At 68.5% G+C, this 17318-nt stretch carries 14 protein-coding genes; 10 read left to right on the forward strand and 4 right to left on the reverse strand.

Annotated elements, in window-relative coordinates:
• Window positions 1-8: 8 nt before the first annotated feature.
• Entirely contained in the window at window positions 9-2444 is a 2436-nt protein-coding gene (locus LDO27_RS01275) for a DUF3772 domain-containing protein (protein WP_224040751.1), read from the reverse strand.
• Window positions 2445-2845: 401 nt separating this feature from the next.
• On the opposite strand from LDO27_RS01275, the gene LDO27_RS01280 reads away from it, so the two are divergent.
• A complete protein-coding gene (locus tag LDO27_RS01280) occupies window positions 2846-3829 on the forward strand; it encodes a LysR family transcriptional regulator (RefSeq protein WP_224039162.1) in 984 nt (327 codons plus the stop codon).
• A 74-nt stretch (window positions 3830-3903) separates the two neighbouring features.
• Complete coding sequence (locus LDO27_RS01285; RefSeq protein ID WP_224039164.1) at window positions 3904-4938, forward strand: transporter; 1035 nt, start codon at window positions 3904-3906, stop codon at window positions 4936-4938.
• Here the strand turns inward: LDO27_RS01285 and LDO27_RS01290 are convergent.
• Window positions 4889-6157 (reverse strand): MFS transporter, encoded by a 1269-nt coding sequence (locus tag LDO27_RS01290; RefSeq protein ID WP_224039167.1) that lies wholly within the window; start codon window positions 6155-6157, stop codon window positions 4889-4891. The genes LDO27_RS01285 and LDO27_RS01290 overlap by 50 nt on opposite strands.
• 123 nt (window positions 6158-6280) lie before the next feature.
• Between LDO27_RS01290 and LDO27_RS01295 the strand changes: the two genes are divergently transcribed.
• Window positions 6281-6727, forward strand: coding sequence for a winged helix-turn-helix transcriptional regulator (locus LDO27_RS01295; RefSeq protein WP_224039169.1), 447 nt, complete (start codon window positions 6281-6283; stop codon window positions 6725-6727).
• A gap of 15 nt (window positions 6728-6742) precedes the next feature.
• Here LDO27_RS01295 and LDO27_RS01300 read toward each other — a convergent pair whose 3' ends face one another.
• Window positions 6743-7651, reverse strand: coding sequence for a LysR substrate-binding domain-containing protein (locus LDO27_RS01300; RefSeq protein WP_222205658.1), 909 nt, complete (start codon window positions 7649-7651; stop codon window positions 6743-6745).
• Between the two features lie 279 nt (window positions 7652-7930).
• Here LDO27_RS01300 and LDO27_RS01305 point away from each other — a divergent pair, with 279 nt between their 5' ends.
• From LDO27_RS01305 to LDO27_RS01335, 7 genes are all read left to right on the forward strand, one after another.
• Window positions 7931-8680: an SDR family NAD(P)-dependent oxidoreductase gene (locus LDO27_RS01305; protein ID WP_224039171.1), complete on the forward strand. Its 750-nt coding sequence runs from the start codon at window positions 7931-7933 to the stop codon at window positions 8678-8680.
• A gap of 58 nt (window positions 8681-8738) precedes the next feature.
• Entirely contained in the window at window positions 8739-9734 is a 996-nt protein-coding gene (locus LDO27_RS01310) for a TRAP transporter substrate-binding protein (RefSeq protein ID WP_224039172.1), read from the forward strand.
• Between the two features lie 53 nt (window positions 9735-9787).
• Window positions 9788-10300, forward strand: a complete 513-nt coding sequence (locus LDO27_RS01315) for a TRAP transporter small permease (protein WP_224039174.1) — start codon at window positions 9788-9790, stop codon at window positions 10298-10300.
• Between the two features lie 27 nt (window positions 10301-10327).
• Window positions 10328-11587, forward strand: coding sequence for a TRAP transporter large permease (locus LDO27_RS01320; RefSeq protein ID WP_224039175.1), 1260 nt, complete (start codon window positions 10328-10330; stop codon window positions 11585-11587).
• Window positions 11588-11625: 38 nt separating this feature from the next.
• Window positions 11626-12516 carry a transketolase gene (locus LDO27_RS01325; protein WP_224039177.1) on the forward strand — a complete coding sequence of 297 codons (891 nt, stop codon included), beginning with the start codon at window positions 11626-11628 and terminating at the stop codon, window positions 12514-12516.
• Window positions 12513-13517 carry a transketolase family protein gene (locus LDO27_RS01330; protein WP_224039179.1) on the forward strand — a complete coding sequence of 335 codons (1005 nt, stop codon included), beginning with the start codon at window positions 12513-12515 and terminating at the stop codon, window positions 13515-13517. The genes LDO27_RS01325 and LDO27_RS01330 overlap by 4 nt, the downstream gene beginning before the upstream one ends.
• A 169-nt stretch (window positions 13518-13686) precedes the next feature.
• The gene (locus LDO27_RS01335) at window positions 13687-15927 is read left to right on the forward strand and encodes an NADP-dependent isocitrate dehydrogenase (protein ID WP_222205681.1); all 2241 of its coding nucleotides are present in this window, start codon (window positions 13687-13689) and stop codon (window positions 15925-15927) included.
• A gap of 139 nt (window positions 15928-16066) precedes the next feature.
• On the opposite strand, the gene LDO27_RS01340 is transcribed toward LDO27_RS01335, so the two are convergent.
• Complete coding sequence (locus LDO27_RS01340) at window positions 16067-17239, reverse strand: asparaginase (protein ID WP_224039180.1); 1173 nt, start codon at window positions 17237-17239, stop codon at window positions 16067-16069.
• Window positions 17240-17318: the final 79 nt, after the last annotated feature.

The following is a 17318-nucleotide window of genomic DNA, read 5'->3' on the forward strand; positions in this document are numbered from 1 at the left end:
TGCCGGCGTCAGGCGATGCCCAGTGCCGCCATGTTCTCCACCCTCAGCGTCTGCGGCGTCGACAGCGAGATGTCCGCCGCGCGCAGCCGCTTGAGAATCTCGAACAGCAGATCGCTCTTGGCCCCGGCCGCGATGCGCGGGCTGGCAACGTAGCCGGTGACGCTGAGCGTGATGCCGTTGGGCGCGAGCTGGCTGAAGGTGACCGATGGGGCGGGGATGTCGAGGATGGTCTCGTTCTCCCGGTACGCCTCCAGCAGCAGGTCGCGGACCTGCTCGGGATCGGTGTTCAGCGGGAAGGTCAGCTGCAGCGTCGCCACCCCCTGCGTGCTGTTGCTCATCGTCACGTTGCGCAGGTTCTGCGAGATCAGCTGGGAATTCGGCACGATGACCGTGGAACGGTCGCCAAGCTGGATCTCGGTGGCGCGCACGTTGATGCGGCGGATATCGCCTTCGACGCCGGCGATGCTGACCATGTCGCCCACTTTCACTGGCCGCTCGGTCAGCAGGATGAGCCCCGAGACGAAGTTCTTGACGATTTCCTGCAGGCCGAAGCCGATGCCGACCGACAGCGCGCTGACGATCCAGGCGAGGTTTTCCCATTTGACGCCGAGCAGCGACAGGATCAGCAGCACCAGGACCACGTAGCCGACATTGCTGAACAGCGTGATCAGCGACGCGCGCAAGCCGGGTTCCAGCACCATCTTGGGCAGCAGCTCCGTGTCGAGCCAGCGCCGCAGCGAGCGCAGCAGCCAGATGCCGACCACCAGCGCCACCAGCGCATTCATGATGCGGTCCGGCATGATGTTCAGGCTGCGCAGCTTTTCGCCGCCGAGCACGGTCAGCAGGCTGTCGAGCAGTTCGCTGGGCGTGGTGCCGAAGCCGCCGGTCAATAGCGCGATCACGGCCACCAGCAGCAGCACGCTTGCGCCCAGCCCAGACAGCAGCGTCGAAGCCTGCGCCAGGTGGCTGTCGCCGACGCCGAAGAGCTGCTTGATCAGCCGGCCGCTGGCGTGCTGCGAGGAAAACACGCTCTCGCAGACGTCGCGCGTGAGCTGCGTCAGCAGGTACAGGCTGCACAGCACGATGTCGAACCAGACCAGCTCGTAGGTCAGGAAGCGGGCGAAGCTGATATAGCCGGCCAGCAGCGCGCCCATCGACACGACGATGGTGATCGTCACGCCCGCGTGGATCATGCCGGCCAGCGTGGCCCGCGCTTCGGCGGGTTCGCCGGCCGCCGCCAGCGCGGTGCGTACGCGGTTGGCGCGCAGCAGCGCCGCGCCGATGGTCACCACCACGACCAGCGACACCAGACCGCGGCCGAGCAGCGTGAACTGGATGCTGGTGTCGATGGTCCGGTTCAGCTGTTCCAGCGTGCCGGCCACCAGCAGCAGGCCCGCCAGCAGCGCCGGGAAGGGCTTCATCGCCAGTGCCACCGGATCGGCCAGCGCGGGCAGGCGCCAGGTGGGATGGCGCGTGCACAGCAGCGCCCGTCCCAGTCCCGCAATCAGCGCGCTGGTCAGCATCAGCTTGCTCAGCTCGGTGATCAGAGCCTGCAGCTCGGGGGAGAGCTCGTACTGGCGGGTGAAGGCGGCGAAGACGAACTGCACGGCGAGCGCCGTCGTGGCGACGGTGGTCAGCGCGGTGGCCAGCGCCAGTGCGCTGCGGCGCAGCCGCGTCTCCGGCAGGCGGGTCAGGCACAGCCATGCCAGGCCGCGCTCGATCAGCCGCCGGCCCAGCGTCCAGATGGCCAGCGCCAGCACCAGCAGCAGCACGGTACCCGCCCGCTGCTCCGGTTGCCACGCCTGCGCGAGCATCGGCGCCACCTCCCGCTTGAAGCCGGCGATGCGCTCGCGGTCTTCGGCCGACGGCCGGAACAGCGGGCCCCAGAAATGCGGGTTCAGGATGCTCTCGGAGCGCAGCGCGAGCTGGTTCTTCATCTGCGCACGCCGCAGCTTGCCGAGCTGGTCGTTCAGATTGGCGATGCTCTCCTTGCTCTCCGCCGCCTGCTTCAGCGCGGCGTCGAGCTGGGTCCTGCGCGCGTTCAGGTCGGCACGCTGCCGGGCCACGGCGGCGGCCTCGGGCGGGGAGGTGCCCGGCGCCGGCGGCGGTCCGAGCACGTCCAGCTGCTCCTGCAGCTGCGTGCGCTGCGGCGTGAGGGCCGTGGCTAGCTTGTCGACGTCGGCGTCGAGCTGCTGCAGGGCATCGTCAAGTTCGTCGAAGCGGGTATTGTTGTTCCCGCGCGAGGCCTGCTGCTTGATGCGGTCCTGTTCGGTCTGCAGGCGCTTGAGTTCGGCCATCGTGTCGGCGTGGGACAGCGGCGGCGCCTGGGCGGCCTCGGCAGCCGAGGCGCCTTCGTTGGCGAGGGCGCCGGGTACGGCGGCGGGCGCCACGTGAAGCAGTACGACCAGTGCAAAGCTCAGTGCGAGCCTGGAAAGTTTGCGCATGGCGAAGCTCATCCGGTTGGCGTGGCGGCCTCGCCGACGATGCGGTGCTTGCCGGTTGCCGCCGCGGCCCGTGAGGCTGGCGCGCTGCGCGGTGGAAGCAATGTCGGGCGGCGGGGCGCCGATGAAGAACAGGAAGGGATAGGCATGACAGGTGGCCATCCGCTTCGGCGATGGGTCGGCGGCCAGGGGCATCGGGCGGGCTTCGTGGCGATGGGGAAGCCGCCGGCGCGGGCGCGCCAACCATAAGGCGCGAGGTCCGCCGGCCCAGTCGCGGCTGGCGCGAGCGGGCGCGCGAAAACGCCGGATTATACGCAAGCGTTCGGATCACTCCGGGAGGATGGCGGCCCGGGCGCCTTATCATGCGGTATTCCCAACCGCAGGTTGCAGATCATGGACGAGTCATGGACAAGGCGCGGGTACTGAGCCTCTTTCTGGGCGTGGTGCGCGCGAACAGCTTCCACCGGGCGGCCGTCGAGGCGGGCGTGACGCCGCAGGCCGTCAGCAAGGCGGTGCGTACGCTGGAGGCGGATCTGGGCGTGCGGCTGCTGCACCGGACCACGCGCAAGCTGAGCCTGACGGCGGAAGGCGCGCGCCTGTTCGAACTCGCCGACCCGGGCATGCGCCAGCTCGATGAGGCCATGGAGCACGTGCGCCGCGGCAGGAGCGACAGCGAGGGCCTGATCCGGCTGACCGCGCCGCCGTCGATCGGCAGCCGTGTGCTGGTGCCGCTGATCAAGGCCTTCCGCGACCTGCATCCGGCCACGCAATTCGACGTGGTGCTCAGCGACCTGTTCACCGACCTGGTGGCCGCGCGCATCGACGTGGGGTTCCGCGCGGGTTCGCAGCCCGGGCAGAACCTGGTGGCGCGGCGGCTGTGCGATCTGCCGCTGCTGATCTGCGCGGCGCCTTCCTACCTGGAGACCCATGGCACGCCGCGCAGCGCGGACGAGTTGATGGCCCATCGCTGCACCGCGTTCCGCCGTCCCGCCACGGGGCGCATCGTGCCGTGGGAGCTGCGCATCGACGGCGAACTCGTCTATCGCGAGATGCCCGCGGTGGTGACCTTCAACGATGTGGACGCCGAGGTCGAGGCCGTGCGCGCGGGCATCGGCATCGGCCAGCTTTCGGCCTACATGGTCCACGAGGATCTCGCGGCGGGCAGGCTCGTGACCCTGTTGCCGGAGCTCTGCGGCGGCGATGTCGGGCTGTACATGTACTACCCGCAACGCACGCATATGCCGGTGCGGGTGCGCCGGTTCATAGACTTCGTCGCCGAGGCCAGCCGCGGGGCGGAGGGCGGGTTGGCCCGGCTCGCCGCGCGCTCGGAAGCGCCCGCCGCCCGGGCCCGGCCGCGGCGCGCACGCCGCGACGCCCCGGGCGCCTAGGAGCCGCGCCGCCGCGCTGTCACGCCGCCGTCATCGCCGGCTGGTATCGTTGCCCGCTGCACAGCGGAGCGCGCATGAATGCAGAACGTGTCGAGCCCGGCTATGGCTCGGACCCGGTCGGCCTGATCGCCGGCTATCACTTCAAGCCCGGACAGCCGGGCACCCCCATCGATTCCCATGCCGCGGCCGCCTGGCTCGGCGACGGCGCGCCCGGGCGCGGCGATGCCCCGGGGGAGTTCGTGTGGCTGCATTTCAATCTGGCGCACAGCGCCTGCGAACGCTGGCTCAAGAGCCGGCTGGCGCTGCCCGACGATTTTTTCGAGGCGCTGCGCCAGGGCTCGCGCTCCACGCGCATCGAGCGGCTGGACGAGGCGCTGCTGGCCGTGGTCAACGATGTCATCTACAACTTTGGCGTGGCGTCGAACGACGTCGCCACGATGTGGGCGTGCGCGGACCGCCGCCTGCTCGTCACCGCGCGGCCCAAGCCGCTGCGCGCGGTGGACAAGCTGCGCGCAGCGGTGCGGGCGGGCGAGGCGTTCCGCTCGCCGTTCGCGCTGGTCGTGCACCTGCTGCGCGACCAGGCCGACGTGCTGGTGCAGATCGTGCGCGAGACCAGCGTCGGCGTCGATCGCATCGAGGACCAGCTGCTCGCGCAGCGGCTGCTGGGCAATCGCGCGGAACTGGGCACCATGCGGCGGGCGCTGGTGCGGCTGCAACGGCTGCTGGCGCCCGAGCCCGGCGCGCTGTTCCGGCTGCTGAACAAGGCGCCGCCGTGGCTGCAGGAGGCCGACCTGCAGGAGCTGCGCGAGGCGACCGAGGAATTCTCGCTGGTGCTGGCCGATCTGGCCGGACTGGTCGAGCGCATCAAGCTGCTGCAGGAAGAGCTCGCGGCGGCGGTCAACGAGCAGACCAACCGCACGCTGTTCACGCTGACGCTGGTCACGGTGCTGGCGCTGCCGATCAATATCGTGGCCGGTTTCTTCGGCATGAACGTCGGCGGCATTCCGTTCGCCGACCACCCGCACGGATTCTGGGTACTGGTGGCGCTGGTGGCAGGTTTCAGTGCCCTGGCGGGGCGGCTGGCATTTCGCCGGCGCGATGGACGCTAGCGGTTGTCGCGGGCATCCACCGGAGCGTCAGGGCCCAGAACGCCAGCGCCAGCGCACTCACGGCCGCGCCGAGCGCGCACACGCCGGACCAGCCCGCAGACGCATACGCCGCCGTCGCCAGAATGGCGCCGAGCCCGCTGCCGGCCGCGTAGAACAGCATGTAGGCCCCGATCAGCCGGCTGTGCGCGCCGGCATGGGCGCGCAGGATCAGGCTCTGGTTGGTCACGTGGATGGCTTGTCCGCCGAGGTCCAGCATCAGGATGCCGATGGCCAGCGCCCACAACGACGAGGGCAGCCAGGACAGCGGCAGCCATGCGGCCAGCAGCAGGAGCAGGGCGCCGGCGCTGGTCCGTTGCGCGAGCCCCCGGTCGGCCCAGGCGCCGGCGCGCATGGCGGCAAGCGCCCCGGCCGCGCCGACGAGGCCAAAGGCTCCTACCGCCGTATGCGACAGGCCGTGCGGCGGCGCGGTGAGCGGAAAGACCAGCGCACTCCAGAAGATATTGAAGGCGGCGAACATCAGCAGCGCGATGACGCCGCGCACCTGCAGCACCCGGTCCCGCGCGAGCAGCGCGAACATCGAGGCCAGCAGGCGGCGATAGGGCAGCGGCTCGCCGGCGCGCGGCTGCGCCGGCAGGCGCCACCACAGCGCCACGGCCAGCAGCAGCATGGCACCGGCCGAGGCGAGGTAGACGCCGTGCCATCCCGCCACGTCCGCGATGGCACCGGCGACGACGCGCGCCAGCAGCAGGCCGACGAACACGCCGCCCTGCGCGGCGCCGACCACGCGGCCGCGCTCGGCGGGCATGGCAGCCGCGGCGGCGCAGGCGATCAGCCCCTGCGTCATCGCCGTGCCGAGCAGCCCCACCGCCAGCATGCCGGCCAGCAGCATCCGTGGCGAGCGGGCGTCCGCCACCACCAGCAACGCCACGGCGAGCGCCGCCAGCTGCATCAGCAGCAGGCGCCGGCGCTCCATGCGGTCGCCCAGCGGCACCAGCAGCAGCAAGGCGAGCGCACTGCCGGCCTGGGTCGCGGTTACGACGCCGCCGATCGTCGCGCGGGACACGCCGAAGTCGGCGGCCACGATATCGAGCAGCGGTTGCGCGTAGTAGACGTTGGCCACGGACAGCCCGCACGCGAGCGCGAACAGGGCGACCAGGCCGCGCGACATCGCGGATAGGGTGGGCCCGGTGCGGGCGATGGCCGTGGGGACGGAATCCATGTTGCACTCCATGTGGTTGCAAATCGAAACCGGTTGGAGCGTAAGGCAACTGGTTTTAGAATGCAACCACTTGGAGGAGCGGGTCATTGGCGCCCGCGGCGGCGGCAAGCAGAGGAGAACGCGATGAGCAAGCGCAGGAGCCTGATGGAAGAACCATGCCCGGTGGCGCGCTCGGTGGACGTGCTGGGCGACCGCTGGACGCTGCTGATCGTGCGCGACGCCTTCGACGGCACCCGCCGCTTCGGCGATTTCCAGCGCAGCCTGGGCGTGGCGCGCAACGTGCTGGCCGACCGGCTGCGCCGCCTGACGGAGGCCGGCGTGCTGACCGTGCAGCCGGCCTCGGATGGCACCAGCTACCAGGAATACGTGCTGACGCCCGCGGGCCGGGCGCTGTTCCCGGTCGTGGTGGCGCTGCGCCAGTGGGGCGAAGGCCAGCTGTTCGCCAGGGGCGAAGCGCATTCGCGCCTGCTCGATACGGCGGTCAGCAAGCCAGTGCCGGCGATGGTGCCGCGCGGGTTGGACGGACGGCCGCTGACCCCTGAAGACACGGTGGTGCGCAAGGTCCGGTAGCGCGAGGGAACCGCGTCAGGCGGCGTCGGGTGCCGCAGGCGCGTCGCGTCCGGCTTGGCCCTTGACCCATTGCAGGAACGCCGCCACGGGCGGCCGCCTGGCATGGCGGGCGGGGTACACCGCGAAATGCGCCTTCACCCGGATGGCGCGATCCATGCCGAACACGGGGATCAGCTTGCGCTCGGCCAGATGCTGGTTTGCGATGGTCGCGCTTTCCAGCGCCACGCCAAGGCCCTGCGTCGCCGCATCCAATGCCATCTGCGCGCGGTCGAAGCGCAGTCCATACCGGTCCGGCGCGCGCCGGTCGCTATGGGCGGCGAACCAGTCCGCCCACTGCACCACGCTGACCGTGCTCTGGATCAGCGGCACCGACAGCAGGTCCGGCACGCGCCGCAGCCGGTTCTGCTGCACGAACGCCGGGCTGGCCAGCGGCAGGATCCTTTCCTCGAACAGCGCCTCGACCTCCAGGTCCGGCCACTGCGGCACGCCATAGCGGATGTCGATGTCGGCCTGGCCCAGCGCGAAATCGCTGGGCGTATGGGCTGCCGACAGATTGAGCGAGATATCCGGATGGGCCCGCGCGAAATCGGCCAGCCGCGGCATCAGCCACAGGCTGGCGATGCTGGGCGCCGAATGCAGGTACAGGCTGTTGCTCACGCCCTGCTGCAAGTCGTCGGTGGCCGCCGATAGCGCGGAGAGGGCGCCGCCCACCCGCGTCAGATAGCCTTCGCCGGCCGCGCTCAGCCGCACCCCGTGCGCGCTGCGCTCGAACAGTCTCACGCCCAGATGGGACTCGAGCCGGGAAATCTGGTGGCTGACCGCGGAGGCGGTCAAGTGCAGCTCGGCCGCCGCGAGCGCAAAGCTGCGGCGCCGCGCGACGGCTTCGAAGGCGAGCAGATTGGCGACAGGCGGGATCGAAGGCATCGGCGTTTTCCTAGGATGTCAGGATGTCATCTTAGGCTGAAAACATATCCCTTGTCGTCATGCCGAGCCCGACCAACAATGCACACAACGAAAACAAGGAGACAGGGCACGGCAGCGCTACGCCGCCGCTCCCGGAGCCGGCACCGCCGGCCTGGGGAATACCCGCGCCCACCGCCCGCGCCCATCGTCTCCGACTTCGCCACGCATTGGCCCACGCCACGCCGTGCCGAGGCGCGTCTCGCGCCCGGACGGCTCACTGTCGACAGGAGACGAAATCCCATGCTGCTTACCAACAAGGTTGCCGTGATCACCGGCGCCGCCGGCCCCAACGGTCTCGGCTTTGCCACCGCCCGGCTGATGGCCGCCCATGGCGCCACCGTCGTCGTGCTGGATCTCGCGCAGGCCGAGCCCGCCGCCGCAGCTGCCCGCATCGGCGCCGGCCATCTGGGCCTGGTGGCCGACGTCACCGACCGCGCCTCCTGCGACGCCGCCATCGAGGCCGTCCTGGGCAAGCTCGGCCGCGTGGATATCCTGGTCAACAACGCGGGCATCACCCAGCCCCGCAAGATCGTCGACATCTCGGCAAGCGACTACGACGCCGTGCTGGACGTGAGCCTGCGCGGCACGCTGCAGATGTCGCAGGCCGTCATTCCCGCCATGCAGCGCCAGCGCAGCGGCTCGATCATCTGCATCTCGTCGGTATCGGCACAGCGGGGCGGCGGCATTCTGGGCGGACCCCACTATTCCGCGGCAAAAGCCGGGGTGCTGGGCCTTGCGCGGGCGATGGCCCGCGAGCTTGGCGGCGATGCGATCCGCGTCAACTGCATCACGCCGGGACTGATCGCCACCGACATCAGCAAGGGGAAGCTGACCGAGGAGCGCAAGGCGGAGATCGCGGAGACGATCCCGCTGGGGCGGCTGGGCGACGCGGCCGACGTGGCCGGCGCCTGCCTGTTCCTGGCGAGCGACCTGTCCGGCTATTGCACCGGCATCACGCTCGACGTCAACGGCGGCATGCTGATTCACTAGCACGCCGGTCCTCTGACAAACCGCAGGCAAAAACACAACAACCAAGGAGACAACCACCATGAACCGAACATTCTTCCCAGGCAAGCTGGCGGCATTGGCGACGGGCGCGCTGCTGGCATTGCCGCTCGGCGCGCAGGCGCAGGCGGTCAAGCTCACGCTGGGCCACGGTGCGGCGCCGGGCAATCCCCGCCACGAGGCCTCCGTCAAGTTCGCCGAAGCGGTCAAGGCCAAGTCCGGCGGCCGCATCCACGTGCAGGTCGCGCCGTCGGCCCAGCTCGGCGACGACGCGGCGATGCTGACGGCGCTGCGCACGGGCGCGCTGGACATCTCCGCCAACTCGCAGGGCGCGGTCTCCGCCGCGGTGCCAGAGTACGCGGCCTACGGCATGCCGTTTCTCTTCACCAAGTCCGCCGATGCGTTCAAGCTGCTGGACGGACCGCTCGGCAGGGAGCTGTCGGACAAATCGGCGGCGAAAGGCATGGTTGTGCTGGGCTATTGGGACAACGGCATCCGCCACATGACCAACAACCGGCGCCCCATCAAAAAGGTCGAGGACATGAAGGGCCTGAAGATGCGGACGCCGCCGGATGCCGTGCTGGTCGACATCATGCAGGCGCTGGGCGCCGAGGCGCAGCAGATCAAGTTCGCCGAACTGTACGTGGCGCTGCAGCAGGGCGTCGTGGACGGACAGGAGAACCCGCTGGTGAACATCCACGCCAGCAAGTTGTACGAGGTGCAGAAGCATCTGGCACTGACCGGCCACATGTTCCAGATGACGCCGTTCGTGATGAGCAAGCGCACCTGGGACCGCCTGTCCGAGGCGGACCGCAAGGCCGTGACCGAGGCCGCCGCCGAGGCCACCGCGCTGCAGCGCAAGCTGACGCAGGACTCCGACGACAAGACGCTGGCCGAGCTGAAGGCCAAGGGCATGCAGGTGACCGACGTAGACAAGGCCGCCTTCCAGAAGGCTACCGCGGGCGTCGATGCGAAATGGGCCGCCACGCCGATCGGACCCTATGTGAAAAAGGTCATCGCGGCCGCCCGCACCCACTGATCCGTCGCGACGCGCGCCGCGGCATGGCCGCGGGCGCAGTCCTGGAGACTGCCATGAATATCCTCGAACGCGTCGTCGTCGGCGTCTGCCGCGGCGTGCTGTGGCTCAGTACGCTCGTCATCTTCCTGATCCTGAGTGCCAACACGGTTCTGCGCTATGCGACCGGCACGAGCCTGCAATGGGCCAACGAAGTGCCGGAGCTGCTGTTTCCCTGGCTGGTAATGGCGGGCGTGGTGCTTGCCGCCGCGCACGGCGCGCATATCACCACGTCCTTCCTGATGGATGCGGTGCCCGCGGCAGTGCGCCGCGTCGTTGGCGCGCTGGGCTGGCTCGCCGTTGCCGCGCTGTACGGGACGCTTGCCATCGCGACCGTCCGCATGCTCGAGATCGTGCACGACGAGAAGTCGCCGATCCTGCAGGTACCCGGCTCGATCACCTACGGTTGCGTGGCCGGCGGCATGGTCCTGCTGGCGCTACTCGCGCTCCAGTCCGCATGGAAGGCGTGGAATCCCGCGCCGCAACCGGCCGATACGGCCGAGCCGACCGTGCCTGCCGCCCACTGGTAAGCGGCCCATCCTTCCCGGAGTCAAGCCATGAGTGCCCTGATCCTTGTCGTTTTCATGGGCGCGGCCGTTGCCGCCGTGCCGATTGCCCACGCGTTACTGATGGCGGCGATGGCGGCCGCCGCCACGTCCGATAGCGTGCCGCTCGATCTGCTGGTGCAGCAGATGGTGGCGCAGGTGCAGAGTTTTCCGCTGATCGCCATTCCCTTCTTCATGCTGACCGGCACGTTGATGATGGGCGGCAAGCTCGGCGTCGCGCTGGTGGGCGTGCTGTCCACGCTGATCGGCCGTTACCACGGCGGGCCGGCCCAGGTCGGCGTGCTGTCTTCCACGCTGTTCGGCGGCGTATCTGGCTCCGCGGTGGCCGATGCCTCGGCCATCGGCTCGCTGCTGATTCCCTGGCACAAGCGCCTCGGTTATCCCGCGGCATTCTCGGCCGCGACGCTGGCGTCGGCCGCCACCATCGACATCCTGATCCCGCCCTCGATCCCGATGATCCTGTACGCACTGACGGCGAACGCCTCTATCGCGTCACTGTTCGTCGCCGGCGTGCTGCCGGGCGTGCTGATGTGCGGCGGCTTCATGCTGATGTGCTGGTGGGTAGGCAAGCGCCGCAACTTCCCGCGGGACACCACGCCCTTCGACCGCGTGGCCTTCCGGCGCCAGCTGATGTACGCCGCTCCGGCCATCCTGCTGCCGATCCTGATCGTGCTGTTCCTGCGCTTCGGCATCGCCACGCCGACCGAAGTGGCGGTGCTCTCCACGCTCTACGCCGGTGCGGTGTCCGCGGTGGTCTATCGCGACCTCACGTTCAAGCGGCTCAACGATGCCATCGTCCACGCAGGCCTGGCCACCGGGGTCGTGCTGCTGGTCATCATGGCCTCGGCTGCCATCGGCTGGCTGCTCACGTTCGACCAGATGCCCAATGGCATCACCTCTTGGGTAGCCGAGAACGTCCATTCGGCCTGGCTGGTGATCCTGCTGATGAACCTGCTGATGCTGTTCGTCGGCATGTTCATCGACCTGCCCGCTGCCGTGCTGTTGCTGACCCCGGTGTTCCTGCCGCTGGCGCAGAGCATCGGCATGGACCCGACCCAGCTCGGCGTGATGATGGTGGTCAACCTCGCCATCGGGCTCTATACACCGCCGGTCGGCACCACGCTGTTCATCACCAGCGCGCTGGCCAAGGTCAAGGTCGGTCAGACCGTGCGCGAGCTGGGGCCGTTCTACCTCGTCGCCTTCGGCGTGCTGGCCATCGTGTCCTACATCCCCGCGAGCATCCTGCGCTGAGGCGCGTTGCGGAACCCATTTACCCCAAGGAGAATGCCATGAGTACCACCGACGCCGCGCTCGATGCGCTGTCACGCTGCGCCTACCGGATCCGCCGCTATGCGCTGCGCATGGGCGAGGTCCAGGGTCAGGGCTATATCGGCCAGGCACTCGGCTACGCCGACGTTCTCGCCGTTGCCTACGGCCATGCGCTGAAACTGCGCCCCGACGAACCGCGGTGGGAGGGCCGCGACCGCTTCCTGCTCTCTCACGGGCACTACGCCATCGCCTTCTACGCGGCGCTGATCGAGGCGAAGATCATCCCCGAGGACGAGATCGAGACCTATGGCAGCGACGACAGCCGGCTGCCGATGTCGGGCATGGCCACCTATACCCCCGGCATGGAGATATCCGGTGGATCGCTGGGGCAGGGCCTGCCGATCGCGGTCGGCATGGCGCTGGGCCTGCGCTGCAAGGGCAATCCCGCCTTTGTCTACAACTCCATGTCCGACGGCGAGCTGGACGAGGGCTCCACCTGGGAAGCGGCCATGGGCGCGGCCCACCACGGGCTGTCCAACCTGATCTGCCTGGTCGATATCAACAACCAGCAGGCCGACGGCCCCTCGGGCAAGGTGCTGGGCTTCGAGCCGCTGGCGGACAAGTGGGCCGCCTTCGGCTGGCATGTGCAGCGCGTGGCCGGCAACGACCTCCCCGCCGTGCTGGCGGCCTTCGATACGGCGCGCCGGCTGGCGGATCCGAAGCCGCGCGTGATCCTGTTCGACACCCTGATGGGCAAGGGCGTGCCGTTCCTGGAGCAGCGCGAGAAGAACCACTTCATCCGCGTCGATCCGCCCGAATGGCAACAGGCCATCCGCATCCTGGACGAGTCGCACCCCGCATCCCAGCAAGATTCCCAGCCCCAGCTCACGACCGAGGAGGCCCAGCAATGAACACCGTCGCCGACAAGAAACCGCGCCTGACCACTTCGGCAATGATCGCCTCCATCGCCGCCGAAGGGCAGCGCGTCAAGCCCGCGCCGTTCGGCAAGGCGCTGGTCGAGCTCGCCGCCGACCGGCCGGAGATCGTCGGGCTGACCGCCGACCTCGCCAAGTACACGGACCTGCATCTGTTCGCGCAGGCCTATCCCGAGCGCTTTTTCCAGATGGGCATGGCCGAGCAGCTGCTGATGGCCGCGGCTGGCGGCATGGCCAAGGAAGGGCTGGTGCCGTTCGCCACCACCTACGCCGTGTTTGGAACCCGGCGCGCCTACGACTTTATCCATCAGGTCATCGCCGAGGAAAACCTGAACGTCAAGATCTGCTGCGCCCTGCCGGGCCTGACCACCGGCTACGGCCCCAGCCACCAGGCGACCGAGGACCTGGCCATGATGCGGGGCGTCCCGGGGCTGACGATCGTCGATCCCTGCGACGCGCTCGACATCGAGCAGGCCGTGCCGCAGATCGCCGCCCACAATGGCCCGGTCTACATGCGCCTGCTCCGCGGCAGCGTGCCCCTGGTGCTGGACGAGTACGACTATCGCTTCGAGCTGGGGAAGGCCAAGCTGCTGCGCGATGGCGCCGACGTGCTGGTGATTGCGAGCGGCTTCATGACCATGCGGGCGCTGGAGGCAGCGGAAGCGCTGCGGGCGGACAAGGTCGACGTGGCCGTGCTGCACTGTCCCACCATCAAGCCGCTGGACGAGGCGGCCATCGTCGAAGCGGTGCGCTACAAGCACCGGCTCGTGGTGGTGGCGGAGAACCATTCGGTGGTCGGGGGCCTGGGCGAGGCCGTGGCGAGCGCGCTGCTGCGGCACCGGGTGCAGCCGGCCGGCTTCCAGCTCGCCGGATTGCCCGACGCTTTCCTCGATGCGGGCGCCTTGCCGACGCTGCACGAGCGCTACGGCATCAGCCGGGATGCACTCGCGGCGCGGATCCGTCAGTGGCTCGGCTGAAAGCCGGGAGAGGCCGCGGAAGGGCGCAGGCCTGGCATCGAGGGGCCGAAAAGCCCCTTCGCCAGGACCGCCAATCGGGTTTCGCTTCGGGCGGGGGCGCGTTGGGTTGTATACTCCGCGTGACGCAGCACTGCGATCACCGCCCTACCGATTTTTAGAGAGACCTACCTTGGCTACCGACCGTTCGAAAATCGTCTATACGCTCACCGATGAAGCGCCGTACCTGGCAACGCACTCGTTCCTGCCGATCGTCCGTACCTTTGCCGCCAGCGCGGGTATCGACGTGGTGGAGAGCGACATCTCCGTCGCGAACCGGATCCTGGGGCAGTTCTCCGACTACCTGACCGACGAGCAGAAGGTGCCGAACACCCTGGCCGAACTGGGCCAGAAGACGCTGAAGCCGGACGCCAACATCATCAAGCTGCCCAATATCAGTGCTTCGCAGAACCAGCTGGTGGCGGCGATCCGCGAGCTGCGCGCCAAGGGCTACATGGTCCCCGAGTTCCCGGACAATCCCCAGACCGACGAAGAGAAGGAAATCCGCCAGCGCTACGGCAAGGTGCTGGGCTCGGCGGTGAACCCGGTGCTGCGCGAGGGCAATTCCGACCGGCGCGCGCCCAAGGCCGTCAAGGAATACGCCCGCAAGCATCCGCATTCGATGGGGGAGTGGAGCCCGGCCTCGCGCACGCACGTCTCGCACATGTTCGAAGGCGACTTCTATCACGGCGAAAAGTCGATGACGCTGGACAAGGCGCGCGACGTCAAGATGGAACTGATCACGAAGTCGGGCAAGACGCTGGTGCTCAAGCCCAAGGTCTCGCTGCTCGATGGCGAGATCATCGACTCGATGTTCATGAGCAAGAAGGCCCTGCTGGCCTTCTATGAAAAGCAGATCGAGGACGCGCACAAGTCGGGCGTCATGTTCTCGCTGCACGTGAAGGCCACGATGATGAAGGTCTCGCACCCGATCGTGTTCGGCCACTGCGTGCGCATGTTCTACAAGGAAGCCTTCGAGAAGCACGGCAAGCTGTTCGACGAGCTGGGCGTGAACGTCAACAACGGCATGGCGAACCTGTACGAGAAGATCGCCACGCTGCCGGAGTCCAAGCAGGAAGAGATCAAGCGCGACCTGCACGCGTGCCACGAGCACCGTCCCGAACTGGCGATGGTGGATTCGGCCAAGGGCATCACCAATTTCCATTCGCCCAATGACGTGATCGTGGACGCCTCGATGCCGGCCATGATCCGCCAGGGCGGCAAGATGTACGGCGCCGACGGCCGCCTGAAGGAAGTCAAGGCGGTCATCCCCGAGTCGACCTTTGCCCGCATCTACCAGGAGATCATCAACTTCTGCAAGTGGCACGGCAACTTCGACCCGAAGACCATGGGCACGGTGCCGAACGTGGGCCTGATGGCGCAGCAGGCCGAGGAATACGGCTCGCACGACAAGACCTTCGAGATCCCCGAGGACGGCGTGGCCAACATCACCGACCTGGCTACCGGCGAGGTGCTGCTGAGCCAGAACGTGGAGCAGGGCGACATCTGGCGCATGTGCCAGGTCAAGGACGCCGCGATCCGCGACTGGGTGAAGCTGGCCGTCACGCGCGCCCGCAATTCCGGCATGACCGCGGTGTTCTGGCTGGACCCGTACCGTCCGCACGAAGCCGAGATGATCAAGAAGGTGAACACCTACCTGAAGGATCACGACACGACGGGCCTGGACATCCAGATCATGAGCCAGGTGCGCGCGATGCGCTACACGCTGGAGCGCGTGATTCGCGGCCTGGACACGATCAGCGTGACCGGCAACATCCTGCGCGACTACCTGACCGACCTGTTCCCGATCATGGAACTGGGCACCAGCGCCAAGATGCTGTCGATCGTGCCGTTGATGGCCGGTGGCGGCATGTACGAGACCGGCGCCGGCGGTTCGGCACCGAAGCACGTGCAGCAGCTGGTCGAGGAAAACCACCTGCGCTGGGATTCGCTGGGCGAGTTCCTCGCGCTGGCGGTGAGCCTGGAGGAAGAGGGCATCAAGACCAACAACGAGCAGGCGAAGATCCTTGCCAAGGCGCTGGATGCGGCCACCGGCAAGCTGCTCGACAACAACAAGAGCCCCTCGCCCAAGACCGGCCAGCTCGATAACCGCGGCAGCCAGTTCTACCTGACCATGTACTGGGCGCAGGCGCTGGCCGAGCAGACGCAGGACGCCGCGCTGGCGGCCCGCTTCGCCCCGCTGGCCAAGGCGCTGTCGGAGAACGAGCAGAAGATCGTGGAAGAGCTGAACAGCGTCCAGGGCAAGCCCGTGGACATCGGCGGCTACTACTTCCCGGACCGCAGCAAGGTGAGCGCCGTGATGCGTCCGAGCGCCACGTTCAACAAGGCGCTGGAGGCGGTGCAGGCCGCGTAAGGCTCCGCGCGGGCTCTCCCGCCGCGAAACCCTACGGCGGAGCAAACGACGCCGGACGTCAGCGGGGCCTCAGGGCCGCGCCGGCGTCCGGCGTTGTGCTTTGCGCTGGGAGGCGCCGTTGCGGCGCCGCCCGTGCGCATCAGTACTTCCAGAAGATTTGCTGCAGCGCCTTGCTGTCGTTGGTTTGCGTCAGCGCCAGCGCCATCAGGATGCGCGCCTTCTGCGGCAGCTGGTCGTCGGTGACGATCCAGTCGTACTTGTCGTCGGGCTGCTCGCCGTTGCGGATCACCACGCCGCTGCCCGTGCGCGATGCGCGCACGACATGCACGCCCCGCGCCCGCGCGGCCTTCAGCGGCTCCACCATGTATTCCCCGACGCTGCCGTTGCCCGTGGCCGCGTAGACGATCGCTTTGGCACCGCTCCTGACCGCGGCATCGACGGCGGCCGGGTTGACGTTGCCATAGGCGTAGACCACGGCCACTTCGGGCAGCGCGGTGATCGTGTCGATGTCCCACTGGGTCTGCAGCGTATGCGGGCGCGCCGGCAGCCGGTAGAACAGCGTGCGTCCCTCCACCACATAGCCCAGCGGGCCGAACGGCGAGCGGAAGGTTTCGGTCTTGAAGGTATTGGTCTTGCTGACATCGCGGCCGGTGTGGATCTCGTCATTCAGCACCACCAGGGTGCCCTTGCCGCGCGAGGCCGGGTTGGAGGCGACCAGCACGGCGTCGTAGAGATTGAGCGCGCCATCGGCGCCCAGCGCGGTACCGGGCCGCATCGAGCCGACCACCACCACCGGCTTGTCGCTCTTGAGGGTCAGGTTGAGAAAGTAGGCGGTCTCCTCGATGGTGTCGGTCCCGTGCGTGATGACCACGCCGTCGACATCGGGCTGCTTGAGCAGTTGCGAGACCCGCTTGCCCAGCGTCAGCAGGCGCTCGTTGTTGAAGCTCTCCGAGCCGATCTGGAAGACCTGCTCGCCCTTGACGTTGGCGACCTTGGAGATCTCCGGCACCGAGGCAATGATCTTGTCGACCGGCACCACCGCGGACTGATACGCGGCGGTATTGATCGCGGACGCGCCCGCGCCCGCGATGGTGCCACCGGTGCCGACGATGACGATATTGGCCCGGCGTGCCTGCGCGGGGGCCTGTGCCGGCGGGGCCTGCATCGGCGCGGCGGCCGGCGCAGTGGCCGGCGCGGTGGCGGCGGACGGGGCCGTGGCGGGCGCCTCGGGGGCGCGCTGCGCCTGCGCGCATGCGCCGAGAAGGCCGGCGGCCAGCAGGGCAAGCGCGGGAATGCGTGCGGATCGGATCATGATCTCTCCTTGTCGGGGGCCAGTACGCGCGCCTATCCCGTCGGCGGGCGCGCGTGCCGGTCGTCTCATCGGGTCGCGT

The organism is Cupriavidus respiraculi, from assembly GCF_914271545.1.
Lineage (GTDB): Bacteria > Pseudomonadota > Gammaproteobacteria > Burkholderiales > Burkholderiaceae > Cupriavidus > Cupriavidus respiraculi.